Origin of the sequence: Brevibacillus humidisoli, from assembly GCF_020923435.1 — a bacterium.
Classification (GTDB): domain Bacteria; phylum Bacillota; class Bacilli; order Brevibacillales; family Brevibacillaceae; genus Brevibacillus_E; species Brevibacillus_E humidisoli.
Genome location: NZ_CP087263.1, coordinates 4,069,644 through 4,093,997 on the forward strand (window position 1 = coordinate 4,069,644; position 24,354 = coordinate 4,093,997).

Here is a 24,354-nt window from a genome sequence, read left to right on the forward strand (position 1 = left end):
GACTGAAGGGTTGGCTGGAGTATCCCCGCAAACCGCAAAAGGGGCAAAAAAGGGCTGTTGAGGAATCAACAGCCCAATGAACGGTAAGCGTATACCCTATATCTGTCTGTTTCGAAAAGGCAATGCAGCCCTCTATCACGGATTGAGGAACCGACTGAGGAACGACTGCAGCCGTTCACTCTGCGGGTTCTCAAAGATTTGCTGCGGCGGACCTTCTTCTACGATCAATCCGCCGTCGGTAAAGATGACGCGGTCCGCTACGTCTCGCGCGAAATCCATCTCATGTGTGATCAGCATCATCGCCATTTCGCCCTCTTCGGCAATCTCCTTGATAACAGAGAGGACCTCGCCTACCAACTCTGGGTCGAGCGCAGAGGTGACCTCGTCAAACAACATCACCTTGGGACGCATCACCAATGCTCGCGCGATGGCCACCCGCTGTTTTTGCCCCCCGGAAAGCTGAGCCGGATAGGCATCCGTCTTGTCCGCCAGACCTACCTTTTCCAGCATGCTGACGGCCCGCTGCACGGCTTCCTCTTTGGACAGCCCCAAGACGCGGATCGGTGCCTCAATGCAGTTGCGCAGGATTGTCATGTGCGGAAAGAGATTGAAGTGTTGAAACACCATCCCGATATTGCCGCGAATCCGATGCAGATGCTTTTCATCAGCACGTACCAGCTTGCCGTTCACTTCTTTGTGCCAGAGCATCTCGCCATCTACCTCAATCGTGCCTGAGGTGGGCTCCTCCAATGTCATTAACAGACGAGCCAGCGTCGTCTTACCTGATCCGCTGGGCCCGATCACGGCCACTTTTTCCGAAGGAGCGATGTCCAGATCAATCCCCTTTAGAATCTCCAGATCACCAAATTTTTTGGTTATTCCCCGGTAGCGCACCATGGGCCGCTGACTAACCGTTTCCTGGACCTCATCGTGGTAATGCTCCAGTGCCATGCTCATACCCTCACATCCTTTTTTGGATTTTTCGCTTCTTTGATGCCAACCGTTACCGCTGCAAACGTGCTTCCAGCCGTCGTACCAGAAGCGACGAAGGATAGCTTAACAGGAGGAAGATCAGACCGACCAGGGTAAACGGCTCAACGTATTCGAACGTCTGGGAACCAATGATCTTAGCGGTTTGCAGCAGTTCCACCAGCGTAATCGCCGACAGGATCGGTGTGTCTTTAAACATCACTAGCAGATAGTTCCCCATCACCGGTATGATCGGGGGAATCGATTGCGGCAAAATAACTCGGAGCCAGGTCTGTGCCCGCGTGAAGTTAAGCGCCGTCGCTGCTTCCCACTGGCCCTTGGGGATGTTGTCGATCCCCGAACGATACACTTCTGAGAGATAGGTGCTGTAGTGAAGACCTAATGCAATCGAACCAGTGGTAAAGGCCGATAGCGAAATTCCAGTCCATGCAGGCATGGCGTAATACAAGAAAATCACCTGTACCAGCAGCGGGGTGCTGCGGACAAACTCGACAAACCCAACGGCCGGCAGCGAGAGCAGACGGTTGGAAGACCGCCTCGCCAGTGTCAGCAGCAACCCGAATACGACAGAAATCACAAACCCGACAAACGTTGCAGCAATGGTTACTAGTGCCGCTTCAAGCAGTTTGGGCAGGATTGAGAAGGCGTAATTCCAGTCCCACATCACCTACGACCTCCCCGCTGCGGCTTTTCGCTCGATGAAACGGACCGCAAGTGTCAGAATGTAGGCAATGATGAAGTAAATCACCAATAGCGAGCCCAGGATCATCGTCGACTTGTCGATGTACGTGGTACTCAGCAGCATGGCCTCGGCTGTCAAATCGTTGAGCGTAATCAGCGAGACAAGTGCTGTTCCTTTGAGCAGTTCAATCAACAGGTTGCCAAAGGGCGGAATCATCCGTACAAACGCCTGTGGCAGGATGACCACTCTCATCCGCTGAAACGGTGTCATGTTGAGGGCAATCGAGGCTTCCCACTGGCCTTTTGGTATCGCCAAAATGGCGCTGCGCACGATCTCTGATCCGTACGCCCCGTAGTTAAGGGCAAAAGCGAGAACCGCCACCACCATCGTAGGCAGCGTCACACCCAACAATGGCAGCACATAGTAGAACCAGAAAAGTTGGACAAGCAGCGAGGTGCCGCGAAAGATTTCCACGTAGACAACTGTCACCTGTCGTACGATCGCGTATTTGGAAAGGCGGGAAAGACCCGCAACAATAGAAATGATAAGAGCAAAAAAGGCGGAGTACAGCGTTACTTCCACCGTAACAATGATTCCGTTCCATAAAGCAGGCAGTAAATCAATCATGCTGTTAATCGGACTCCAACCTCCTTAGGCAAAAGTGGAAAATCAATGGAAGCGGACAATGCCCCCTGTCAGCGGGGGCAAAGTCCATCTTGATTCCAGCAGTTATTCCGGTTTGCAGAGCTTCTCAGCGGTCATATCGCCCGGCAGCTCTTGTTCCGTAAAGCCAAATGGCTTGATAATGTTCAGCAGTTCGCCTGATTCTTTCAGTTTTTTCAGTTCCGCATTAAACGCTTCGCGAAGAGCTGTATCCTCCTGACGGAACGCAGTGGCACCATAGCCACGGACCCCTTTCCCGTCAATCACCGGCTGGTCAAAGTCCATCACCCGCTCCAGAGTGTCATCATTTGCTGAGTCAAGCACTGCCTGCAGCGAAGGACCGGTCATCGTAATAGCGTGTACACGATCAGATTGCAGGGCCTTTATCGCCGCGGGTTGATCCGGAACGATCACGATTTGATCCTCAGCGGCACCCATTTTCTTCAAGTAGCCCTCTTCAGCCGCGCCAGCCATAACAGCAACTTTGGCCTCTTTGTTGTTGACGATATCTTCATAGCTCTTCAGGTTGAGCGGATTTCCCTTCTTCACCGCCAGCGCCTCACCGATGCTGTACTCTGGCTCAGCAAACGCGACAGATTTGCAGCGATCCGGCGTGATGTACATTCCGGCCGTGATCATGTCAAAGCGTTTTGCCTTCAGACCCGGAATCAGTGCACCAAACTCGACGAGTACCGGTTCCATCTCCTTGACGCCCATCTTGTTCAGAATCGTACGTGCGATTTCTACGGCCTCACCTGTCAGTTTGCCATTCTCATCTTTGTATGCGTAAGGCTTCTCATTGGCAAAACCGACCGTTACTTTTCCAGCGCTCTTAATTTTTGCAAGCGTCGTTTCTGCCGACTGTTCTCCCGATGATGAGTCACCTGACGGCTGGTCTCCGGTTCCTGCCTGACTGCCGCTCGTCTGTGTGCCGCAGCCGACTAGAACCCCCACCATCATCAATGTGATAAGCATGTGAAAAAATTTTTTCATCGCTCTGGCTCCCCCCAATAATTTTTTATGCATGTTATAGGCTATAATAATGGCACTATTTCAAATATTGCCATTATTTGAAGCGCGAGACTACGTCCGGGTCTGGAAGGTATGCGTTTATCATGAAGGTCTTCGAGGGTGACAGTCGGAGTAAATGACAGAGGGTGCAACGCCGTTCTTATTTACCTGACTTTTATGGTAACAAAATTCCAATCGATCCTCATCCTTGATATAGCGGAATTATTCCGGCTGAAACCGGCTCACCCAATTTCAGCAAGCATTACCCGGGGGATCCCCCTTTTTCTTCCTGTATCCTCTCATATACTCCCATATCGTCCCAATAGACACCGCGCTGCTACTGGGCCCCAAGCGAAGCACTACGCTAGGTAGCACCAGCGCCCACCGCAAGGCAGCAGAAGTCTCTCGTGTTGGGCCAGCCACCCTCTCCCGGTCCAACAACTCATGAGAGCAAAGGTTGGGCGAACGTAGGGCAGGGACGGTTGTTTTCCCGTCTTGTTTGTCTTATGGTGCACCTGTGGAGTATAATTTCGTAAGAATGATAGAAAAAAGGAGAGGAAATCGCCTGTGAAGATGGTGAGTGAGATCTGGAGCTGGATTCGTTCTCTGGCAATCGCTTTGGTGTTCGCTTTACTGATCACGATTTTCGTATTTCAACCATATAAAGTAGAAGGACATTCTATGGAACCTACCCTGCAGGATCAGCAGCGTATCTACGTTTCAAAGCTGCCGCATACGTTCTCGTATCTGCCGGACTATGGGGATGTCGTGGTGATTGACAGCCGGACCAATCGTGAGCGAACCTTTGTCGATGAAGTGAGTGAAACGCCGCTGATACAACTGGTCACAGGGGTAGAGGGACACTTTCTATATGTAAAACGAGTGATCGGGAAGCCAGGCGATGTGTTGGAATTTAAGAATCACAAGGTGTATCGAAATGGAACCGCGTTGGACGAACCGTATATAAAAGAAGCGATGGATTATGTAGCTGACGGGAAATGGGTTGTTCCAGAAAACCACGTATTCGTCATGGGTGACAATCGCAACAACAGCAAAGACAGCAGAGATATTGGGTTTATCCCTCTCGATCACGTACTGGGAACCAAGATCGACTTCTCTCTATGAGCGACATCACATGAAGAAATTCCAAGCCGCCTCAGATGTTTTCGAGGCGGTTTTTTTGCTCCTCCTTATCGTTGGTGCGGCCATACAGTCCTTCGCCCTTTGTTCCAACATCCATTTTGGGCTGACAGGCAGTACATTCGCCGTTTCCGCGATTGTTCAGACGCAATACCATATCCTATACCAACGAGAAGTGGAGGGTATCGAATGTCTACAACCTTGGTCCGTCAGAGGGCTTTGCGATTAGTCGGGAAACCGGTTGGTATTACACGCAGGGATGGTACCGGGATTGATGGCGTATTGTGCCGAGTGGGAGTCAACAATCTCTTTTTATTGGTCTTTCTAATCGATGATGTATTTCCACTCATCCGGATCCCGATAAACCAAGTTCGATCCATACGCCGGTTCCCCAACTGCCCTCGTAATACGACAACCACACAAACTGCTGCCGCACGCAATGCAAACACATGTAATACGACACGCAACACTCCGACGCGGAACGTTGTGACACGCAACACTCCGACGCGGAACGTTGTGACACGTAACATTACGAACCGTAACATTACGAACCGTAACATTACGAACCGCAACGTTACAACACGCAATGCCACCATCCAACAGCGTCATACTCCGATCAATCGCTCTACCTGAGATCGCACATCTCCTCAGCGGCCGTTCACCCTTCCTGTTCCTTTTTCAAGACCAACCGGTCTCGGTTGGTCTCTTTTTTCCTTTACATGAATAAAAAAGCTGTGGACACTACTAGTGTCAACAGCTTGATGACTCAACGCCGAAGCGTCGTTATCCTTTCTTGGGATCAAACGAACTCTTGAGCGGCACAATCCGGTTAAAGACGAGCTTCTCAGGAGTTGTGTATTTCGGGTCGACATGAAAGTATCCGTGTCGGAAGAATTGGTACTTGTCTTCTGGAGCAGTCTCTTTCATGTTCGGTTCCACAAAACCGTGGGTAATCTCCAAGGAGTCGGGATTGAGCAGGTCGAGCAGCGACTTGTCTGCCTTATCGTCGGCATCGATGATCAGTGAATCGTAAAGCCGGAACTCCGCGGGAACTGCGTGCTTGGCTTCCACCCAGTGAATGGTTCCCTTTACTTTGCGCCCGGTAAATCCAGTGCCGCTCTTAGTCTCGGGATCGTACGTGCAGTGTAGTTCGACCACGTTCCCTTCCTCATCCTTGATCACATCGACGCACTTGATGAAGTAGGCATGTTTCAATCTCACTTCGTTCCCGGGGAACAGCCGGAAGTACTTGCTCGGCGGGTTTTCCATGAAATCGTCTTGTTCGATGTAAATCTCCCGAGAGAACGGGATCTGCCTGATCCCCATCTCCGGATTCTCTGGATTAATCTCTGCGTCAAGCATCTCTACCTGGTCTTTTGGGTAATTGACGATGACCACCTTGAGCGGGCGGAGAACGGCCATGGTCCGCGGCGCTTTCAGCTTCAGGTCTTCACGGACGAAATGCTCCAACATCCGGACGTCGACTACGCTGTTGCTTCTGGCTACACCGATCTCACGAGCAAATGTGCGGATCGCTTCTGGGGTGTATCCTCTGCGGCGCAGCCCGGAAATCGTCGGCATCCGTGGATCATCCCAGCCATCGACTACTTTTTCCTCTACCAATTGCCGTAAATATCGCTTGCTCATCACCGTGTTGGTTAGATTTAATCTGGCAAACTCGTACTGTCTCGGTTGGTGCTCCATCTCCGTTTCGCGCACGACCCAGTCATACAACGGACGATGATCCTCAAACTCCAAGGAACAGAGAGAGTGGGTGACGCCCTCAATCGCATCCTCGATCGGGTGGGCAAAGTCGTACATCGGGTAAATGCACCACTTGGTTCCGGTGTTGTGATGAGGCGTATGGGAGATCCGGTACAGGACCGGGTCCCGTAAGTTGATGTTGGGCGAAGCCATGTCGATCTTGGCCCGCAGCACCTTTTCACCGTCCTTGAACTCACCGCTCCGCATCCGTTCAAACAAGTCCAGGTTTTCCTCGACCGAGCGATTGCGGTAAGGGCTCTCCTTCCCCGGTTCGGTCAAGGTCCCGCGCATCTCCCGGATCTCCTCAGCCGACAAGTCACAGACGTAGGCCATTCCCTTTTTGATCAGCAGCACAGCCCGGTTGTACATTTCCTCAAAGTAATCGGACGCGAAGTAGAGCCCGTCCCATTCAAAACCGAGCCACTTCACATCTTCCTTGATCGCTTCTACGTACTCCTTGTCTTCCTTGAGCGGGTTGGTATCGTCAAAGCGAAGGTTGGTCTTTCCCTTGAATTCATCCGCCAGTTCAAAGTTGAGGCAAATGGCTTTGGCATGTCCGATATGCAGATACCCGTTTGGTTCCGGGGGAAAGCGGGTCACGATCTGATCCACTTTGCCAGACTGCAGATCCTCTTGTATGATCGTTCGGATAAAGTTGGAGGAAGCCGATTTGTGTTCCACTGTTATCAACCTTTCACATACGTTAAGTCGTCGATTCCTGCAATGTATTCTTCTACTCATAATACTGTGTCCATCAGCAGAGTTCAACTTTGACTCTCAGACATACCATCCACTAGTTGACATCCCCTTTGATTCCACTTCAGACGTATCCCCAGCCTAGCCGGTCTGACCCCCCTACATGTACTGCTTTTTTCCATGTCGAGATATACATATGGAGGAAAAATCCTGTACCTCTCGAAAATGAAGTCGGTTATGATGTAAACATAGCTTGGCAAATCCCTTCGTATCCCTTACTCTTATGGAGTGAATGGATCCCCTAGGACAGGTGAGAGAACATGAATATAAAGTCCGGTATGCGATTAATGATGCAAAACGTGGTAATCCTTGCTGTCTTTGCGGTTTATATTTTTTTAAAATTGAAATTTTTCCCAACCGACTTTTATGTGCTGGGCCAGGCACTCAATGTGATCATGATGATCTTCCTCTATCTGGTGGTTCAACCTGTCTGGTTGGGGACTTTCCAAGCGCAGAAGCGAATGATGATTTACGTTGTCGCTGCCTTGGCCTCTATTCTCAGTATTCTATGGGACATCGAAGGTTATCAGTCCGACAGCGGTTTGTTTGTCATCGACTTGTATCTGATTCCCGTGATGATCCTAACCATCTATACCAACCTGCGAACGGGGTTAGGCTTAACTCTGGTATTAGCCCTGTCTGATCTACTGATCAAAACGTTCTCTATGAGCTTTTCTCTCTATGCGCTGCTGGAAACGTTGATGGTATTTGCTACTTATGGCTTGGTCATCTTTTTGGTGAGCAAGACGGTCAAAGCAAGAGAACAGCTAAACAGCAAGCACAACATTCTGGTTCAAAACTCTAACGCATTGATCATGGGAGCCACCAGCGAGGGAAAAATCGATCTCTGCAACGATCAGATGGCTTCCTTTCTTCAGATGGAACGCTCAAAAGTATTGGGGCAGTTTTTTTGGGAGCTGCAAAAACAACTGGACCATTCCGAACAGAGACGGGTCATTGAGCTTTTGCATGATGCCGATTGCCATAACAGTGAAATCACCCTGTCCATGCATGACCAAACATACAGCTTTTTCTGTGAACGATATGAAGTAAACGATGATGGCTTGGTAGGTGGATCCTCCATTGTTCTGCGAAACATAACGGAGCAAAAGGAAATGGAAAAGAGGCTTCATCAACTGGCCACGACCGATGAATTGACTGGGTTGAACAATCGCCGCCATTTTGAACAACTCTTCCTGACGGAGATTGACCGCTCCAAACGATATGAGCATCCGCTGTCGCTGCTGATGCTGGACATCGATCACTTCAAACAGATCAATGATACGTATGGCCATATCGTCGGTGATGAGGCATTAAAAGAAGTTGCCCATACGTTGAACCGTTCACTCCGAGCCACGGATATTTCCGCTCGTTTGGGCGGAGAAGAATTTTGCGTGCTGCTGCCGGAGACTAATGAACTGGAGGCAAGGCAAGTAGCAGAAAGAATCCTGGAGGAAATCCGCAAGCTGGAAGTGGCCGCCGACTCAGAGACTGTGAAGCTTACCATCTCCATCGGAGGAATTACCCGAACCTCGGATTTTCATTACTTGGAGATGCTCCAATCAGCCGACCAGGCCCTCTATCAAGCGAAGCACAACGGTCGCGATCAGTATGTGGCCGAATCTGCGCCATAAAAAGTGGATCAGCCAACATAGCGTGTAAGGATGCGGTCAATCGAGCTTCCATAAGATTCACCAAACAGGTTGAGATGGACAAGCAGGTAAAAGAGTTGGTACAATGGCTTCCTTTCCTCGTAGTGCGGCGAGAGCGGCTGGAACTGTTGATAGCTTTGGTAAAACAGGTCGGAAAACCCGCCGAACAGTTCGGTGAAAGCCAGTTCAAACTCATAGTGCCCATAAAAGGCAGACGGATCAATCAAATAGGGGCGTCCATAAGGTCCAACCAACCAGTTGCCTCCCCACAGGTCTCCGTGCAGCAAAGCGGGAGTTCCTTCTTTGGGAAGCCATTTTTCGATGTTCTCCATCAGATGTAACAGTCGTTTTCCACGCTGGACTGGCATACGTCCGGATTGTTCGGCCCTTTTCATCTGCGGCAGGAGTCGACATTCCCGGTAATAGTCTGTCCAGCGCTGGTACCAGCCGTTCTTTTGCGGCAGTCTCCCTATGTAGGTGTCCGTCTCCCATCCAAACCCTGGCCCGGGAGTCTGGTGCAGCGCGGCAACGCTCCTGCCCAACTGTGCATCGGTGATGGACGTTTTTTCCCCCTCGATCCATTCCAGGATCAGCAAGCCTCCCCGACCGTGATCGTCTTCGTGCACACCATAAACCAAGGGGACAGCAACCGTCTTTGACTGTCTGATCCGCTCCAGACCTTCTGCTTCCTTTGCAAAAAACCCCGAGGGAATGTTCTGATTCCACTTGACACAATATTCTTGTTCAGCCGTTCTAACGTAATACACCTCATTGATGTCGCCACCTGTGACAGGACGGATTTCATTTATCGCTGATGTGTCTCCGATCGTTCGCAGCGTCTGGGCGAGTTTCGTCTGAGTCAGCTGCCGGCGCATCCTACCACCTCAACTTTATAGGCATACTGAGTGATCGTATGGGACAGATAGGTTATGTAGGTTATTGGTTACTGGGTTTTGGTTGTTACAGGTTGTCCAGGTCAATGTCATCCTCGGAGATCACCCTGATCCCGTTTCTCTCCAAGAGGGCCGTGGTCACACCCACTCCGTCTTTCTTTTCTCCACGGAACGTCCCATTGTAAATAAACGAACTCCCGCAGGATGGACTGTGCTCTTTTAACACAGCCTGCTTCGCACCTACCGATAAAGCCAGCTTCAGGGTCTGCTGCGCGCCTTTGAGGAATTCCTCCGTCACATCACACCCGTTTATGTCGATCACGCTCGCTTTTCCATCCAGAACATCATATCCGTCGCCACCGACGATCTCGGCAGGCGGACGGGGGGTAGGAAGGCCGCCGAGCTGTTCCGGGCAGACCAGTACAGCCTTGCCTGCTTGTAGCAATTGATCAAGCTGTTCCACATGAGCATCATTTCCATCGTAGCGAGTAGCCAGGCCGGCCATACAAGAACTGATGAGGATCATCGTTTCGTTTCCACCACCTTTGCGGCGCACCGATTGGCTGAATGGTTATCCCAACCCATGCAGTCTACATGAGGGAAACCAGTCGATTAGAACAACCAGCTATTTTCGGCGCAGTGCGAGATGCGATTTCTCTTGCTCCCCTTGATTGTAGCAGATTGGAAAAACAAAGAGGAGAGCGTCGCTCACCTCCCTGTGATTATTCTGCTCTACGTGGCAACAATTCCAAATTAGGTTATGACAAATCGTTTCGCTTTACGGTGCCACTACCTGCCCACGTAGCGGGTCCAACCCATCTGATAAGCGAATCCGCAGCGATCTCCCTTTCACAAGATCCGCATCATCAGCGACATGAAAATGGATGTGCGGTTCGCTGGAGTTGCCGGAATTGCCGCACAAACCTAGGAGGTCGCCTGCTTCCACCACATCGCCCGGCTTTACCCGGATCGATTGATGCTGAAAGTGGGCCAACAGACTGTATTCTCCCCTGCCGTGATCGATGACGACATAATTGCCTGCTGGCTGTTCCTCATTCATCTCGCCAACCGGCTCATTGTCGGGAACATCGTTGACTACCTGCACCACCGTTCCAGAGGCCGGGGCGAGCACCTCTTGGCCGAAAGCGTGATAGCTCTCGTTATGGGTTGGGTCGCCCTGGTACGACATCCCATCCTTGACAATGATAAAGTCGTAAGCATAACGCTGACCAGGATAGGCGTAATGATAGTTGACCAACACATTGCGACCGCCCCAATAGGTCATCCACTCCCCCTGGAAAGGAAGCCTGTACTCGGTCTGCGTCAAAGCAGCGTCTGTATCTGGATAGGATTGCAGCCGGTTTACTTGCAGCCCGACGATTGTTCCTGTCTGATCAAAGGCCGCCATCATCCCTTTTGTGCTGCTCTGGTCAATCCAGACATACATGTCCAGCCCGTTTTCCGTCAGCTTTGACTGCAGCGAAAACGATGTCACATCTTCCACGAACTGGGCTGCGATCAAACGAAACTGATCATAAGTGACCGCCTCCCGAAACTCCTGCCCAGTTTGCCTGTAGATTTGCTCGAATTGTTGATTGAGCAGAAGCTGTGGCAAATCTTCCCGCATAACCGCCTCTCCCTTCTCGTTATCTGATTGTTGGCCTTGTTCGACTGCCTGCTGGCCTGTTTCCCGCCGCTCATCTGGACCGAGTCCGATCCATGACGACCCATTCTCACAAGCAGACAGGATAATGCCAGCCATCATGACTACAGAGAGAGTAGACATCACTCTTTTCATCATTTCCTCGTCTTTTCTCGGTCTTGGTGTAGAATCCTAACTAAGCGTAACGACAAATGTTCCATACTGCAGAATGTCCCCCTTAAGGTTGTGTACCCTCATTCAAAAATTCAGTTAATTGGTACATTGCCGAGTCAAGATCATCAAAGTATTTCTCAATTTTTTTCTCGTTGTGTGCCTCAGTGATATCCTCTTGATATAGTATTAAATTATAGAGGTTTAACTCTGCTCTATCATCACTTTTAGGATAAAGTAAAGACTCTACCTGATTAATAAGTTTCCCCAACTCAGTTAATTCACGCGATTCAATATCACGCTCCTGAGTGAGGTATTCGGAAGTTTTATATGAGATGATGTTTAATCTTGCATGAGCTTTTTTGATGTTATTAATCGTTTTCTCACTATAGGACTGAGATAGCCGGTATGAAACAATATTTCGAACACTATCATATATACTTCTCCGTTTATTTCCACTCTCAAAACCGTTGATATAAGACCGCAAGCGGTCACTTTTTTCTGAATATTCTTGGTTATTATCTGCCAACCAATTATTGATATGTGCAAGGAACATTGCATGCAGATAAACATGTTCAGCGTAATTATAGGTAATACCATGAACCTCTGCTTTAGTTAAAACATATTCGTCATTACTACAACCTGACAATATCGCACACAGAATAAACAGTAGGAAGTTCAACCGATACATGTTTGTAACCTCCATTTTAATGAGATTTTGCAATTGTGTTATTTTAATGCTGATAACGCCAAAAACTTATCATACACTTACAACAAACAATGGTGTCTCTCTTAAGAGAGGCACCCAGCCTGTAGACAAAGTTCCGTAAGGAACAGGGTCTGCAGGCTTTTTTGTTGAATATAGAACATGTTACGTTTTCAATAGTTATTTTTTAGGGGTGGCATTATGCTTAATAAGCAAGAGGCCGAGGGCCGTTATCAGATATCTGCATTCTCTTTAGATGAGTTGGTGCCAAAAGATCATCTCGTAAGAAAAATTGAAAATGCAATCGACTTTTCATTCATCTATGACTTGGTGGAAAGCCTCTACTGTCATGACAATGGCAGACCCAGTGTTGACCCTGTAGTCTTAGTCAAAATTGCTTTCATCCAATATATTTTTGGAATTCGTTCCATGCGACAAACGATTAAAGAGATCGAAACCAATGTCGCCTATCGGTGGTTTATTGGCTATGACTTCAGTCAGCCCATTCCACATTTCACGACCCTAGGTAAGAACTACGTTCGCCGTTTTCGGGATACTCAACTCTTCGAGTCGATCTTCCTTCGCATATTGGAGGAGGCGGTACATCATGGATTCGTGAAGCCTGACGTGCTTTTCATTGATGCTACGCATGTAAAAGCCAGTGCGAATAAGCATAAATACGTGAAAGAAATCGTTGAAGAACAAGCCAAGAAATATCAAGAGCTACTGGACGAAGAAATCAATCAGGATCGTATTGCACATGGAAAGAAGCCCCTTGAAAAAAAGACAGTAACTTCGAAGAAGGAGGTGAAGGTCAGCACAACTGACCCGGATTGCGGATTGTTTGTAAAAGGGGAAAAAGAACGTGTTTTTGCTTATAGTTTTCATACAGCATGTGATCGAAATGGATTTGTGCTTGGCGCCAGGGTAACGCCAGGCAATGTGCATGACAGTCAGGTTTTTGAGGATGTTTTGAATCAAGTGCGACAGACGTTTGCACAGCCTCAAGCTGTGGCAGTGGACTCGGGATACAAGACGCCTTACATCAGTAAAACACTCCTTGATGACCAGATTCGCCCCGTTATGCCCTACACAAGACCACGCACCAAAGAAGGTTTTTTTAAAAAGCACGAATATGTGTATGATGAATATTTCGACTGCTACATCTGCCCGAACGAGCAAATCTTAACATATGAGACAACAAACAAGGATGGGTACCGTATCTATCGATCAAATTCTCAAGTTTGCCGAAGTTGTCCGTTTTTGAAACAATGCACGGAAAGTAAAGACTACACAAAGAGAGTGAGTCGCCACATCTGGGCTAATTACCTCGAAGAGGTAGACCACCTCCGGCATACCGAGGAAAACAAACAAATCTATAGCAAACGGAAAGAAACGATTGAACGTGTATTCGCTGATATGAAGGAAAAGCATGGCATGCGTTGGACGACCTTACGAGGACTGGAGAAGGTCACGATGCAGGCGATGCTTGTTTTCGCTGCCATGAACTTAAAAAAAATGGCGACCTGGCTATGGAAATCAGGTCGCCAAAAGGTGAAGGATCAAAACACCTTCGGTATTTTCATCAAATTATTAAACAAACGCCCTCTGCTGTTCGTTCAGCGAGGGAGTTTGTCTGCAATCTGGGTGTCTCTCTTAAGAGAGGCACCATTGTAATAGATTTTAACCTCAATATTGCCCATTCGTTTTTAATGATGGAAGGTATTCAATCTTCCAGTCCCAACTAAGTGAGAAACCACCTGCTCCCCTAGCTGCATCTCACCAATCCCTGTAATGTAAAAGTCAGTAAGTGTGATAGGCGCAAGTTTTCTCAAACAATTGCTCAACACTATGTCTAATTACTAATTAATGTAACTCCATTATAATGTTTATAGTTTCGATCATTTTTTGGTTATTTGTTTTTTTAGAAAATTGGGAGATTATGATTCGCTGAGTGTAAAAGAAGTAAAAGTTATGTTCATGGAATAAACATCCAGTATTAATAATATCATCCTTCTCCAGTCTGAGCAACAACTACCTCGATTAACATGACCCTTAATACAGACAAATACAGAATAAGTGAAAAATGGTTTCGAAATGTGGAGAAAAGCTGACAAAAAAGGGTATGCGTTGGAGAGAGCAAGCGGATTAACATATTTATTCGCCTGCAGACTAACAATAACAGGCAGGATGGAGTCAATGGAGTTAGACAACTCCAGAGGAGGAATCAGATGACAGACACGATCATTCCCGTAACGTCAACAGCAAGTGGCATCGGCAAAGAAGTTGCCCCAGACCTCTACAGCCTGACTGTCCAAATCGTCAATGTCTGTTTTGTCGGTCATCCACAGCAAGCTGACGAGTGGGTTCTCGTGGACACCGGCATGCCAGGTTCAGCCGAACGGATCGTCGCGGTAGCAGCAGAGCGGTTTGGGACAGACAAGCGGCCTGGGGCGATCATCCTGACGCATGGACATTTTGACCACGTCGGAGCAGTCAGAGAGTTGGCGGAGCAGTGGGATGTTCCGGTGTATGCCCATGAACAGGAACTGCCATATCTGACCGGAAGATCCGATTACCCCCAACCCGACGGAAGTGTGGAAGGCGGCCTCGTCGCCAAACTGTCCCCTTTGTTTCCAAACGAGGGGATTGATCTCGGCGAGCGGATACACAAGCTGTCTGCCGACGGGACCGTGCCCAAACTGCCTGGATGGCGCTGGATTCATACACCGGGACACACGCCCGGCCACGTGTCGCTGTTTCGGGAGGAGGATCGCGCATTGATTGCCGGCGATGCCTTTGTCACTGTGAGACAGGACTCCCTGTACAAAGTAATCGCACAGGTAGAAGAAATTAACGGTCCACCCCGCTATCTGACCACAGATTGGCAGGCCGCCTGGGAATCGGTCAAACAGCTAGCCGCACTGCAGCCAGCCCTGGCAGTGACAGGACACGGACTGCCGATGTCGGGAACGCAGCTGTCACGAGGCCTAGAGCAGCTTGCCCGAGAGTTTGACCGTGTCGCGGTTCCCGATTACGGGCGTTTTGTAAAAGAGGAACGAAGCGAAACGAATGAAGCGGAATGGATCCTGTAACGAATCTTTGCTTTAAAAATCGAAGGCCCCTTCCTCCAACGGCTGAATCACGCCGCAAGCCAAGCGTTTGCCTGCGTCACCGGCCGGTTGAGTCCGATAGTCGTCAGGGTTTTGGTGAATGATCACCGCTTTGCCGATAATATCGGCTACACGGAACCGATTGGTGAAAAAGCTCATCGCAGCATATCCATTGTTGGAGAATAGGACGGGGAAGTCTCCAGCATGATTTCCATGCGGCTGGTTGGTCGGATTCCAGTGTTCCCCTGCTGACTGAAACGGATCATCCGGCCGGCCTACTTCACAAGTACCATTTTCGTGAATATGGAACCCATGGGGCCCGATGGGGTCCCGAGTCTCCGTGCCGGGTTGGTACGGAGGAAGTCCGTTCACCTTGACATACACCTCAACTCCCCCGGGAACATCGGTAAACACCACAACTCCATTCAGATCAGGGGCAAGCGGCCCGCCGGTAATCCATGCAAATGCACGCCGAGGCGGGCGGGTGACAGGCAGATATGATCCTACCGGAACATGTTTGATCGGGATAAGATACCCGTACATAAAAAAACCTCCACGAATGATGTGCCGTTATTGACCTACTTCATCCTATGTGGAGGACAGGTGCCTGGTTCATTCCCAGAAATGCTATGTTTCACTTGGTTGTACGCAGCAGCACGGAATGGGCTTGCCCCAGCGACCTAACCATCTTCATGCTCAGCCTCGTCCCTCGTTTTCCCGGTACCGTCCGAGACGGTCGATACTGAGTCGAGCATCGGCCACACTGGTTGTCTCCAGCGTCCAGAAACCGCGATAACCCTGCTCACACAAGAAAGAAACCACCTGCGGAAACGGGATTGCTCCTTCTCCCACAGCCAGATGATCATCATGCTCACCTCTGTTGTCGCTGAGATGAAGCGCCAGCAGGTGAGGAAGCACCTGACGCAGCGATTCCAGCACGTAGCCCGGGCGAATCAGATGAGCATGTCCCACGTCGTAAACAATCCCCACACGAGAGTCGTCCATCCCTTGACAGATGGAGACCAGATCATCCACATTCCAGCCGAGCACGCCAGGATAAGGCGGAACGTTTTCCAACGCCAAACTAATCTCTGTTCTATCCGAGTCAGCAAGCAGCTGCTGCAGAAAATGTATGACCCGCCGCACCCCCTGATCGCGGCAAACGGGATCGAGGTGGTCCCGTATCTGTCCGACGTGCATCACCACATGCGAACATTGCAGTTCTCCGACCAGGTGCAGACAGCGGCGCATCAACTCGACCGAGTGATCGCGCTGCGCCTGCTCCTCGGCAGCCGGATTGCAGCGGCTGATCGGGGCGTGAAGCGACCAGCGCACCCCTTTTTCCCGTCCCCACTCTGCCAATGTGGATACTTGCTCCTGTGTCCACTCCAGTATCTCCGCATGATTGCCTTCACACATCAGTTCAATCGACGTCCAGCCATCCGCCACCAATTGGTCAACCGCCTCCCGCAGTGGCAGCTCAAACAATGCGTACGTGGAGATGGCATAGTCAGCTCCATTCGCCTGCACCTGCATCGGCTATCCCCCCTACTTCATTCCGCTATGGATAAAACTGTTCAAGAACTGGCGCTGAAACAGCAAAAAGGCGAGCAGCAGAGGAAGGATCACCATCACCGTAGCAGCCGTTACCTCTGCCCACTGTGCCCCGGTTTCAAACGATTGCGCAAAGATCGCCAGTCCGACCGTCAGCGGCCGATTCTCCACCGAGTTGGTGATAATCAGCGGCCACAGAAAGTTATTCCAGTGGTAGCTGACAGAGACCAGCCCAAAAGCGACATAGGTTGGCCGGGCCAGGGGAATGTACAGTTTCCACAAGACCTGCCACCACCTGCATCCCTCCATACGGGCCGCCTCTTGTAGCTCATAAGGGATCGTCTTAAACACCTGTCGCAACAGAAAAATGCCAAAGGCGGAAGCAAAATAGGGCATCATAATGCCAAGCTTGGTATCAATCAGCGACAGATCCCGCAGGACATTGTAGTTGGGAAAGATCAAGATGTCAGGAGGCACCATCAGTTGAACCAGTACCAGGATAAACAGCACATCCCGCCCCCAAAACCGCAGTTTGGCAAAAGCATAAGCCGCCAGCGTTGCCGTAACGAACTGGACGACCAGCACTCCTGCCACGATCAGAAACGTATTGAGATAATACTGGGCAAAGGGAGCGGAGTTCCAGACATGAATAAAGTTGTCAAAGGTGAACTCCAGCGACAAATCCCACGTAATCGCCTTCTCACGCGGCCGAAACGCGGTCCACATCGCCCAGAGCAGCGGAAACAGCCACAGCAGTGCCAATACGTACATCGCCAGATCGGTGATGCGTCGCAGCATCCTGCCACCTCCCTCAGTTGTAATGTATCTTTTTATCCATACCAAAAAATTGCACAGCGGCGATCAACAGCAAAATCACGATCATGACGAACGTTAGCGTGGCAGCCATGCCTTGATCCCAGAAGGTAAAGGCATGTTCGTAAATGTAGTAGAGCAGCAGACTGCTTGCATTGTCCGGCCCGCCCTTGGTCATGATCACCAGGTGATCCACCAGTTTGAATGAATTAGTGGTGGCGATAATCATCACGAACAAGGTAGTCGGCATCAGCAGGGGAAACGTCACCCGGCGAAACACCGTCCAGGGCCGTGCCCCGTCCACGGAAGCTGACTCGTACAGTTCCTGGGAGATGTTTTGCAAGCCGGCCAGATAGAAGATCATGAAGTAGCCCGCCTCTTTCCACACCACCATGATCACCATCGCCCACATCACCAGATCCTGATCGCCTAACCAGTTAAGCTGGTCAAGCCCGATCCATTGCAGAACATGGCTGAGTGCCCCATACTCCGGCGTGTAGATAAACAGCCAGATATTGGCCGCGGCAATCATCGGCAGAACGGTAGGGTAAAAATAGGCCGTGCGGATAAACCCTTTTCCCCGCAGCACGTGGTTGGCGTACAGAGCCATCAGCAGCGCGAGCACCATGCTGGTCGGAACGGTCCAAAGCGCAAACCAGAGATTGTTGGTGATCACCTTCCAAAACACGTCATCTTCCAGCATCCGTTTGTAGTTGTCGATCCCGTTAAAAAGCGGCTCTGGGGTACCCAGATCCGCTTGATAAAAGCTGAGCAGCACAGTTTGAATGACGGGATAAAACGTAAACAGGACGAGGAAGATGAGAGAGGGAAGGAGGAGCAGCCAGGCGTATGCATTTACCTTGAACGATGCCAATCGTTGTTCTCTCTCCATTCGTTCTCCCCCATTTTCTCTCAGGCTTTATTGGTTGAATGGTGCCAGTACCTTTTCGGCCTCTTCCTGTGCTTTCCGCAGGGCTGCCGCCGGGTCAAGCTGACCGGTGATCGCCGCCTGAAGACTGTCGTTTAACGCTTTGGTGACTCTGCCATTGTTGTGGGTGGACAGTTCCGCATGGGCGTATTCCAGCTGATCGCGGGCAACCGCTGCTGCCGGGAAATCTGCTACGTACGCGTTCATCTTGTCGGTCTCATACGCCGATTTCCGCGTGGCCACATATCCGGTATCCATGCTCCACTGGGCAGCACGCTCCGGTTCGGTCATAAACCGGATAAACTTCCAGGCTGCCTCCTGTTTCTGCGCGTCAATTCCTTTAAAGATGTAAAAGTTTCCGCCACCGGTCGGGCTGCCATACGTTTTCTTGGCCGGGAGATAGGCGACGCCGAAGTCAAAGGTTGCGTTGTTTTTCACGTTGGTCAAGTTTCCTGTGGTATGGTACATCATGGCTGTCTTGCCCTCCAGGAAATCGGACGGGACGGTTGCCCAGTCGATCACACCTTCCGGCATCACTTTGTGTTTCTTGGCCAAATCGACCCACAACTGCAGAGCTTCTACATTTTCCGGGGTGTCAAAAAATACCTGTTTGCCGTCTTCAGACATCATGTTCTTCCCATTTTGCAGCGCAAACGCCTGGAACATCCAGTAGGTAAATCCGGAGGTTGGGATCTCTACTCCCCACTGTCCGTCCTTGGTCAATTTTTGTGCGTATGTGACCAGCTCGTCCCAGTTTTGCGGTGGTTTTTCCGGGTCTAAGCCAGCATCGCGAAACGCATCCTTGTTGTAGTAAAGAACGATCGTACTTCTCTGAAACGGGATGCTGTAGGTTTTGCCGTCCACCTGCGAGTTGGCCATAAAGCCGGGGTAGAAGTCGTTGAGGTACTCATTGCCTCCGTCCTTGGCGACAAAATCGTCGAGGGGAATGACTGCATCCATGTCCAGCATCGTGAACAGCTCTGTAGAGAGCATAACCGCTACATCAGGCGGGTTGTTCCCTTGTACGGCAGCCTGTACTTTGGTGGTTGTGTCCTGGTAGCTGCCAGTATAAACAGGCTTAACTACGATATTGGACTGCTGTTGATTAAACTCGGCGGCCATCTGGTCGATGATCTTGGTCAGCGGTCCACCGACGGCTACCGGGTAGAAAAAGGTGAGCTCCACCTTCTCTTGTCCGGCCGCCTCTCCGTTTTGCTTGGTTTGCTCCCCGGTTTCTCCAGAGGTGCTGGTGCTGTTGGCTGGCGTCGTACCGTTTGAGCAGCCGACAACTGCCAATGTGAAGATGATCATGATCAGCAGCATGCTTCTTACGATTTTACCCATAGCTCAATCTTCTCCTTATCGTTGGATTGAACGGGCAGACGTTCACCCGACTGTTGGTCAAACAGGACGATTTGTTCCGGTGCAAACACAATATCCAAGACTTCCCCCACTTTAACCGGCCACTGCCCATTCCACTTGGCCTTCCAGCACTCACGCCCCAGCATAAACCCCACGATCGTTTCCGATCCCAGCAGTTCCACGCTGCGGACAGTGACACAGAGTTGATGATGATTGGTATAGCGCATCTCGCCCGTTGCCGGCAGCAGGGACTCAGGGCGAATGCCGAGCACCACCGGCGTACCATCCGTAAATCCCTCCGTGCCTGCCAGCGGGATAAACAGGTCCACCTCCTGCTCTACCAGTTGAATCCCTGTCTGACTGCCCTGCTGTCTCCATACTCCGTTCACGGTATTCATGGGGGGAGCCCCCATAAACTGGGCCACGAACAAGTTGGCCGGCTGATTGTACACCTCAAGAGGTTTTCCAACCTGTTGAAGCTGACCATCACGCAAGATCATCAGGCGGTCTCCCATCGTCATAGCCTCTACCTGATCATGTGTGACGTAGATCATCGTAATGCCCAGGCTTTGCTGGAGTTGTCGAATCTCCGAACGCATCTGCCCTCTCAGCTTGGCGTCAAGATTGGAAAGCGGCTCATCCATCAAGCAGATCGGATGCTGACTGACGATGGCCCGTCCCAGTGCAACCCGCTGTCGCTGCCCTCCTGAAAGCTCGCGTGGTTTGCGATTCAACAGATTGGCTATCCCCAGCATCTCGGCTGCGTGCTGCAGTCGTTTTCTCTGCTCTTCTTTTTGCACCCGTCGCACCTGAAGCCCGAACAAGATATTCTCCTTCACCGTCATATGCGGGTACAACGCATAGTTTTGAAAGACCATTGAGATCCGTCGTTTGCTGGGCGGCACATGGTTCATCACGACTCCGTCGATCAAAAGTTGTCCTGAGCTGATTTCCTCCAGACCGGCAATCATGCGCAGCGTCGTCGATTTTCCGCATCCGGAAGGACCAACCAGAACAAAAAACTCGCCCGGACGGATGTCGACACTGATGTCTTGCACTGCCTGCTGTTTCCCATACAGCTTGCTGACAGATCGCAATGCGACCTCTGTCATCCCGATCCCCCTCATCTTTTTGACCTGCTATCACTACCATAGCAATCTCGTCTAAATGAACCGTTTTGGCATCGTTAAGATTTCGTAGACCTCTACTCCCCTCCTTTTCCCGGCGTCACCTTGATTTCGATCGGGGGAGCTGCATACAGCCAGGTCCCTGTCTGGGTGGCAACGGCTGACCATAGACCAGCCAAGACCTTCCCCGGTCTAACTGCCAGTACGGATGTTTTATCCTCCCTGACAGTCACGGCTCCCTCCTGATCAACCAACAGCCGAATGACCCCCTCACCGTCCCTTCAGGGAAGCGGTACATCCCCTCGCCGCCGCCAAGCGTTTCCTCATCCCCGATGTAAAACCCGCTCAGATCGATTGACTGTTCGGAGGCGTTGGTGATTTCGATGAACTCACCGGTACTTTCATCAAACAACGGGTCATTAACTACCTCTGTGATCAAAAGGCCGTTACTCTCCGGTTCTTCGAGCGGTGGTGGTTCCTCATCGGAGAACGTCGCTTCGCCCGGCGTAGGCTACTGTGAGATGAAGTCACGGGATGCGTCACCGGTCAGATAGTACCGCTGCAGCGATTCTCCCAGTTGAGCAAGCGGAGGCGCTGCTTTGACGATCTGTCCGCCAAACTCGGTATCATTGATGTACGGTACGTAATCGATCACATTCAACTCCTGATCCATCAGCAGCACATCATCGCCACTGTTGGCCAGGATTACAGTTCCCTCGGCCCACTCGGCCGCCGTCAGATTGGGGACCTCTGGATCGTCGAGCGGATTGTAGCGCTCAACTTGGGGGAACTCGTAGTCAGGTGTATAATCGTACTTCTCCTTGTTGATCAGTGACGACTGCGCGACCACGATAGAACGGCCCGCTTCTATCGCCGCTCCTGCCGGAAAGGCAAACATCCCCTCGCCGCCGCCCTCGGTCTCCTCATCCCCCAACAGATAGCCGCTGATATCGATGGGCTCGCTGCCCAGGTTGGCAATCTCGATATATTCGGTTCCGTCATCGGAGCCTTCCGCGTTGTACAAGATTTCTGAGATGACCAGCGTCCGTACCCTTTCATCGCTACCAACGTGGCTGCTCTCCTGAGAATATGCCTGCCCGGCAACCGGAAAGCCGCTTATCCACGTGCTTGCTGCCAGAAAACCAATCAGCAGCTTTTTGCTCCATGGTTGCTTGTGATGTTGAGCACTTGTCGTCAATTGCCTCATTCCTCCCCAAATGCAGATTCCATTCCATCCGTATGGACCTAGTCGATCGGAAGCTCGGCCATCGTCGGCAGGATAAAGTCAGGCACGATGTCCGTCTGCCGCAGGTCTTCTCTGGTCGTCACGCCGGTGAGCACCAGTGCCGTCATCATCCTGCTGTTGCGGCCCAGCAAAATATCCGTCTCCAACCGGTCGCCCACCACCAGGCACCGCTCGCCGGGAATGCCCAGCATCTGCTGCACCCGCTCCGCATAGAAGGCAGAAGGTTTGCCCGTCATCGCATACCTGCGCTGCGCCGCCGCCGCCTCAATCGCTTTGGCTAAAGCCCCTGTATCCGGAATCGCTCCTCCTGGTACCGGACAGGCCGGATCAGGGTTGGCGACGATCAACTTGGCCCCGTTGAGCAGTGCGTTGATCGCGTCACACAGCTTGGCATAGGTAAAAGTACGGTCCAAGCCCAGCAGGACGTGAGTCGCTTCTGCCGGTACCAACGTCTGCTGAACCCCAAGCCTGTCCAATTCCTCTGCCATCGCTTCCTCCCCGATCAGCAGAACATTGGCTGAGGGGGCTGCATCACGGAAGTAGAGAGCTGCCGTATACGCAGCCGTAACGATTTGGTCGTCACTCACATCTACTCCCATCGCCCGCAGACGGCTTGCGCACTGTTCCCGTGTCTGAATGGTCGTATTGGTTACAAACATCACCCGCTTTCCCCGCTTTTGCAGGATGGTCAGTGTTTCCCCAACTGCGGGAAGCAATTGACCTCCGATAAAAATCGTTCCGTCTAAATCAAAAAGGTAGGCGTCAAATCTGGTCGCGCACTCTGCCAAACTGGATGTCCCCTTCGCATGAAAATAAAAAATGCCCTCATGCAGCAATAGCAAACGTTTAGAACCTTTCCATCTACAGGTTCCGTCTCTTGCTATTCCTGGATGAGGGCTTTCTCTTATACTCTGACCCAGAACTTTCTCTGATTCACTTGTCTACGGTTCCTAAGGTACCACTGGTTTGTTAAGCTTGTATGAAGGTAGCATAGCGTTACGGTAAAGGTTGGGAGAACATTCTCACGCTTTTGAAGATAGGGCTTTACGCAGGATCGATACAGACAAACTCCCTCACTGCCGTACGTGTTGCGGAGGGAGTTTGTCTCACACTTTTAAAACTGCCCACAAAAACTACATCCTGACGACCGTCCCATTCCTTAAAGACTCATAGCACGCATCGATGACACGCATGTTCCGGATAGAGCTCTCCCCCGGATAGATCGGGTCTCGACCCTCGACAATGGATTGCGAGAGGTGCTCCACTTCCATCTTGTATTGGTCATCAGAGATATATTCTTCTCTTCGTTCGCCATCCTTCTCCACCGCAACCACCCCTTCTCCACCATGCAGATCAGGCCGGTAAGCACGGGGAACGGTGATCCGTCCTTTTGTCCCAACGATCTCATACATATTGCGGAACGTCATCTCGAAGCTGCAGTCAAACATAGCGTTCATTCCGTTTTCCAGCGTAAGCGTGGCAAAAGCGGAAGTATCCACTTGATACTGTGGATCGATCTGGCCGTGTACCTGAATGGAGACAGGCTCGGATTGCAAAACGTGGCGAATGGAATGAATGCAGTAGCAGCCAATGTCATAGATACTGCCGCCGCCTTTGGCCGCATCCATGCGGATGTTGCCCTGCGGCTGGTCCAGGTAAAACGAGAAGCTGGCCCGCATCAGTTTTACCTCTCCTATCTCTCCAGAAGCGATGATCTCTCTCACCCGCTGATGCTGCGGATGGAACTGATACATAAACGCTTCCATGAACGTCACCTTCTGCTGACGGCAGAAGCTGACCATCTCCTCTGTCTCTGCTGCCGTCAGCGCGGCCGGCTTCTCGCACAGGATGTGCTTGCCGGATTTGGCGGCCTCGATGACCCACTCCTTATGCAGATGATTGGGGAGGGGAATGTATACTGCGTCTACTTCCGGGTCGCGAAGCATCTCTTCGTAGTTCTCATACGATTTGGGTATCCCCAACCGTGCCGCGACCGCTGCCGCTTTCCCGCTGCCACTGGCGATCGCCGTCACCTGTGCGTTCCGCGACCGCCGAATCGCCGGAATCAACGCCGTATGTGCGATATGGGCTGTACTCAGGATTCCCCACCGGATAACCGTCATAGATCGTACCTCCTTTAT

The 24,354-nt window shown here is 51.0% G+C and carries 24 protein-coding genes; 4 read left to right on the forward strand and 20 right to left on the reverse strand.

The window, feature by feature from the left end; genetic code table 11:
* Positions 1–135: 135 nt before the first annotated feature.
* From ehuA to ehuB, 4 genes are all read right to left on the reverse strand, one after another.
* Positions 136–957: an ectoine/hydroxyectoine ABC transporter ATP-binding protein EhuA gene (ehuA, locus tag LOK74_RS19835; RefSeq protein WP_420908695.1), complete on the reverse strand. Its 822-nt coding sequence runs from the start codon at positions 955–957 to the stop codon at positions 136–138.
* A gap of 46 nt (positions 958–1,003) precedes the next feature.
* Positions 1,004–1,654 (reverse strand): ectoine/hydroxyectoine ABC transporter permease subunit EhuD, encoded by a 651-nt coding sequence (gene ehuD, locus LOK74_RS19840; protein ID WP_230043721.1) that lies wholly within the window; start codon positions 1,652–1,654, stop codon positions 1,004–1,006.
* Positions 1,655–1,657: 3 nt separating this feature from the next.
* Positions 1,658–2,299 carry an ectoine/hydroxyectoine ABC transporter permease subunit EhuC gene (gene ehuC / locus LOK74_RS19845; RefSeq protein WP_230043722.1) on the reverse strand — a complete coding sequence of 214 codons (642 nt, stop codon included), beginning with the start codon at positions 2,297–2,299 and terminating at the stop codon, positions 1,658–1,660.
* A gap of 102 nt (positions 2,300–2,401) precedes the next feature.
* A complete protein-coding gene (gene ehuB / locus LOK74_RS19850; RefSeq protein ID WP_230043723.1) occupies positions 2,402–3,328 on the reverse strand; it encodes an ectoine/hydroxyectoine ABC transporter substrate-binding protein EhuB in 927 nt (308 codons plus the stop codon).
* 591 nt (positions 3,329–3,919) lie between these two features.
* On the opposite strand from ehuB, the gene lepB reads away from it, so the two are divergent.
* Entirely contained in the window at positions 3,920–4,471 is a 552-nt protein-coding gene (gene lepB, locus LOK74_RS19855) for a signal peptidase I (protein WP_420908804.1), read from the forward strand.
* Positions 4,472–5,269: 798 nt separating this feature from the next.
* Here lepB and LOK74_RS19860 read toward each other — a convergent pair.
* Positions 5,270–6,940: a glutamine--tRNA ligase/YqeY domain fusion protein gene (locus LOK74_RS19860; protein ID WP_420908696.1), complete on the reverse strand. Its 1,671-nt coding sequence runs from the start codon at positions 6,938–6,940 to the stop codon at positions 5,270–5,272.
* A gap of 326 nt (positions 6,941–7,266) precedes the next feature.
* Here LOK74_RS19860 and LOK74_RS19865 point away from each other — a divergent pair, with 326 nt between their 5' ends.
* Complete coding sequence (locus tag LOK74_RS19865) at positions 7,267–8,640, forward strand: sensor domain-containing diguanylate cyclase (protein ID WP_230043725.1); 1,374 nt, start codon at positions 7,267–7,269, stop codon at positions 8,638–8,640.
* Between the two features lie 8 nt (positions 8,641–8,648).
* On the opposite strand, the gene LOK74_RS19870 is transcribed toward LOK74_RS19865, so the two are convergent.
* From LOK74_RS19870 to LOK74_RS19885, 4 genes are all read right to left on the reverse strand, one after another.
* Entirely contained in the window at positions 8,649–9,533 is an 885-nt protein-coding gene (locus tag LOK74_RS19870; protein WP_230043726.1) for a fructosamine kinase family protein, read from the reverse strand.
* An 85-nt stretch (positions 9,534–9,618) separates the two neighbouring features.
* Complete coding sequence (locus LOK74_RS19875) at positions 9,619–10,077, reverse strand: 2-thiouracil desulfurase family protein (protein ID WP_230043727.1); 459 nt, start codon at positions 10,075–10,077, stop codon at positions 9,619–9,621.
* A gap of 252 nt (positions 10,078–10,329) precedes the next feature.
* Positions 10,330–11,349, reverse strand: coding sequence for a M23 family metallopeptidase (locus LOK74_RS19880; protein ID WP_230043728.1), 1,020 nt, complete (start codon positions 11,347–11,349; stop codon positions 10,330–10,332).
* Between the two features lie 82 nt (positions 11,350–11,431).
* Entirely contained in the window at positions 11,432–12,055 is a 624-nt protein-coding gene (locus tag LOK74_RS19885) for a hypothetical protein (RefSeq protein WP_230043729.1), read from the reverse strand.
* A gap of 216 nt (positions 12,056–12,271) precedes the next feature.
* Between LOK74_RS19885 and LOK74_RS19890 the strand changes: the two genes are divergently transcribed.
* Positions 12,272–13,747 carry an IS1182 family transposase gene (locus LOK74_RS19890; RefSeq protein ID WP_230043730.1) on the forward strand — a complete coding sequence of 492 codons (1,476 nt, stop codon included), beginning with the start codon at positions 12,272–12,274 and terminating at the stop codon, positions 13,745–13,747.
* Between the two features lie 554 nt (positions 13,748–14,301).
* Positions 14,302–15,165, forward strand: a complete 864-nt coding sequence (locus LOK74_RS19895) for an MBL fold metallo-hydrolase (protein WP_230043731.1) — start codon at positions 14,302–14,304, stop codon at positions 15,163–15,165.
* A gap of 12 nt (positions 15,166–15,177) precedes the next feature.
* On the opposite strand, the gene LOK74_RS19900 is transcribed toward LOK74_RS19895, so the two are convergent.
* The 11 genes from LOK74_RS19900 to LOK74_RS19950 all read right to left on the reverse strand — a co-directional run bounded on the left by LOK74_RS19900 (position 15,178) and on the right by LOK74_RS19950 (position 24,336).
* Positions 15,178–15,726, reverse strand: coding sequence for a superoxide dismutase family protein (locus tag LOK74_RS19900; protein WP_230043732.1), 549 nt, complete (start codon positions 15,724–15,726; stop codon positions 15,178–15,180).
* Positions 15,727–15,879: 153 nt separating this feature from the next.
* A complete protein-coding gene (locus tag LOK74_RS19905) occupies positions 15,880–16,719 on the reverse strand; it encodes a sugar phosphate isomerase/epimerase family protein (RefSeq protein ID WP_230043733.1) in 840 nt (279 codons plus the stop codon).
* Positions 16,720–16,731: 12 nt separating this feature from the next.
* The gene (locus tag LOK74_RS19910) at positions 16,732–17,535 is read right to left on the reverse strand and encodes a carbohydrate ABC transporter permease (protein WP_230043734.1); all 804 of its coding nucleotides are present in this window, start codon (positions 17,533–17,535) and stop codon (positions 16,732–16,734) included.
* Positions 17,536–17,548: 13 nt separating this feature from the next.
* On the reverse strand, positions 17,549–18,442 hold the full coding sequence (locus LOK74_RS19915) for a carbohydrate ABC transporter permease (protein WP_230043735.1): 894 nt from the start codon (positions 18,440–18,442) through the stop codon (positions 17,549–17,551).
* Between the two features lie 27 nt (positions 18,443–18,469).
* On the reverse strand, positions 18,470–19,822 hold the full coding sequence (locus LOK74_RS19920; RefSeq protein ID WP_230043736.1) for an ABC transporter substrate-binding protein: 1,353 nt from the start codon (positions 19,820–19,822) through the stop codon (positions 18,470–18,472).
* Positions 19,807–20,952 carry an ABC transporter ATP-binding protein gene (locus LOK74_RS19925; protein WP_230043737.1) on the reverse strand — a complete coding sequence of 382 codons (1,146 nt, stop codon included), beginning with the start codon at positions 20,950–20,952 and terminating at the stop codon, positions 19,807–19,809. Before LOK74_RS19925 ends, LOK74_RS19920 begins: the two co-directional genes overlap by 16 nt.
* Positions 20,953–21,044: 92 nt before the next feature.
* Complete coding sequence (locus LOK74_RS19930; RefSeq protein WP_230043738.1) at positions 21,045–21,200, reverse strand: hypothetical protein; 156 nt, start codon at positions 21,198–21,200, stop codon at positions 21,045–21,047.
* Complete coding sequence (locus LOK74_RS19935; protein WP_230043739.1) at positions 21,197–21,406, reverse strand: lamin tail domain-containing protein; 210 nt, start codon at positions 21,404–21,406, stop codon at positions 21,197–21,199. The genes LOK74_RS19930 and LOK74_RS19935 overlap by 4 nt, the downstream gene beginning before the upstream one ends.
* Before the next feature lie 72 nt (positions 21,407–21,478).
* Complete coding sequence (locus tag LOK74_RS19940; protein ID WP_230043740.1) at positions 21,479–22,165, reverse strand: lamin tail domain-containing protein; 687 nt, start codon at positions 22,163–22,165, stop codon at positions 21,479–21,481.
* 47 nt (positions 22,166–22,212) lie between these two features.
* Positions 22,213–23,001: an HAD-IIA family hydrolase gene (locus LOK74_RS19945; RefSeq protein WP_230043741.1), complete on the reverse strand. Its 789-nt coding sequence runs from the start codon at positions 22,999–23,001 to the stop codon at positions 22,213–22,215.
* A gap of 345 nt (positions 23,002–23,346) precedes the next feature.
* Positions 23,347–24,336, reverse strand: a complete 990-nt coding sequence (locus tag LOK74_RS19950; protein ID WP_230043742.1) for a Gfo/Idh/MocA family protein — start codon at positions 24,334–24,336, stop codon at positions 23,347–23,349.
* Between the last annotated feature and the right edge of the window lie 18 nt (positions 24,337–24,354).

Bases quoted from the DNA above. Each gene is read 5' to 3' on its own strand.
- ehuA (WP_420908695.1), bottom strand. From the start codon at position 957: ATGAGCATGGCACTGGAGCATTACCACGATGAGGTCCAGGAAACGGTT.
- ehuD (WP_230043721.1), bottom strand. From the start codon at position 1,654: ATGTGGGACTGGAATTACGCCTTCTCAATCCTGCCCAAACTGCTTGAA.
- ehuC (WP_230043722.1), bottom strand. From the start codon at position 2,299: ATGATTGATTTACTGCCTGCTTTATGGAACGGAATCATTGTTACGGTG.
- ehuB (WP_230043723.1), bottom strand. From the start codon at position 3,328: ATGAAAAAATTTTTTCACATGCTTATCACATTGATGATGGTGGGGGTT.
- lepB (WP_420908804.1), top strand. From the start codon at position 3,920: ATGGTGAGTGAGATCTGGAGCTGGATTCGTTCTCTGGCAATCGCTTTG.
- LOK74_RS19865 (WP_230043725.1), top strand. From the start codon at position 7,267: ATGAATATAAAGTCCGGTATGCGATTAATGATGCAAAACGTGGTAATC.
- LOK74_RS19870 (WP_230043726.1), bottom strand. From the start codon at position 9,533: ATGCGCCGGCAGCTGACTCAGACGAAACTCGCCCAGACGCTGCGAACG.
- LOK74_RS19875 (WP_230043727.1), bottom strand. From the start codon at position 10,077: ATGATCCTCATCAGTTCTTGTATGGCCGGCCTGGCTACTCGCTACGAT.
- LOK74_RS19880 (WP_230043728.1), bottom strand. From the start codon at position 11,349: ATGAAAAGAGTGATGTCTACTCTCTCTGTAGTCATGATGGCTGGCATT.
- LOK74_RS19885 (WP_230043729.1), bottom strand. From the start codon at position 12,055: ATGTATCGGTTGAACTTCCTACTGTTTATTCTGTGTGCGATATTGTCA.
- LOK74_RS19890 (WP_230043730.1), top strand. From the start codon at position 12,272: ATGCTTAATAAGCAAGAGGCCGAGGGCCGTTATCAGATATCTGCATTC.
- LOK74_RS19895 (WP_230043731.1), top strand. From the start codon at position 14,302: ATGACAGACACGATCATTCCCGTAACGTCAACAGCAAGTGGCATCGGC.
- LOK74_RS19900 (WP_230043732.1), bottom strand. From the start codon at position 15,726: ATGTACGGGTATCTTATCCCGATCAAACATGTTCCGGTAGGATCATAT.
- LOK74_RS19905 (WP_230043733.1), bottom strand. From the start codon at position 16,719: ATGCAGGTGCAGGCGAATGGAGCTGACTATGCCATCTCCACGTACGCA.
- LOK74_RS19910 (WP_230043734.1), bottom strand. From the start codon at position 17,535: ATGCTGCGACGCATCACCGATCTGGCGATGTACGTATTGGCACTGCTG.
- LOK74_RS19915 (WP_230043735.1), bottom strand. From the start codon at position 18,442: ATGGAGAGAGAACAACGATTGGCATCGTTCAAGGTAAATGCATACGCC.
- LOK74_RS19920 (WP_230043736.1), bottom strand. From the start codon at position 19,822: ATGGGTAAAATCGTAAGAAGCATGCTGCTGATCATGATCATCTTCACA.
- LOK74_RS19925 (WP_230043737.1), bottom strand. From the start codon at position 20,952: ATGACAGAGGTCGCATTGCGATCTGTCAGCAAGCTGTATGGGAAACAG.
- LOK74_RS19950 (WP_230043742.1), bottom strand. From the start codon at position 24,336: ATGACGGTTATCCGGTGGGGAATCCTGAGTACAGCCCATATCGCACAT.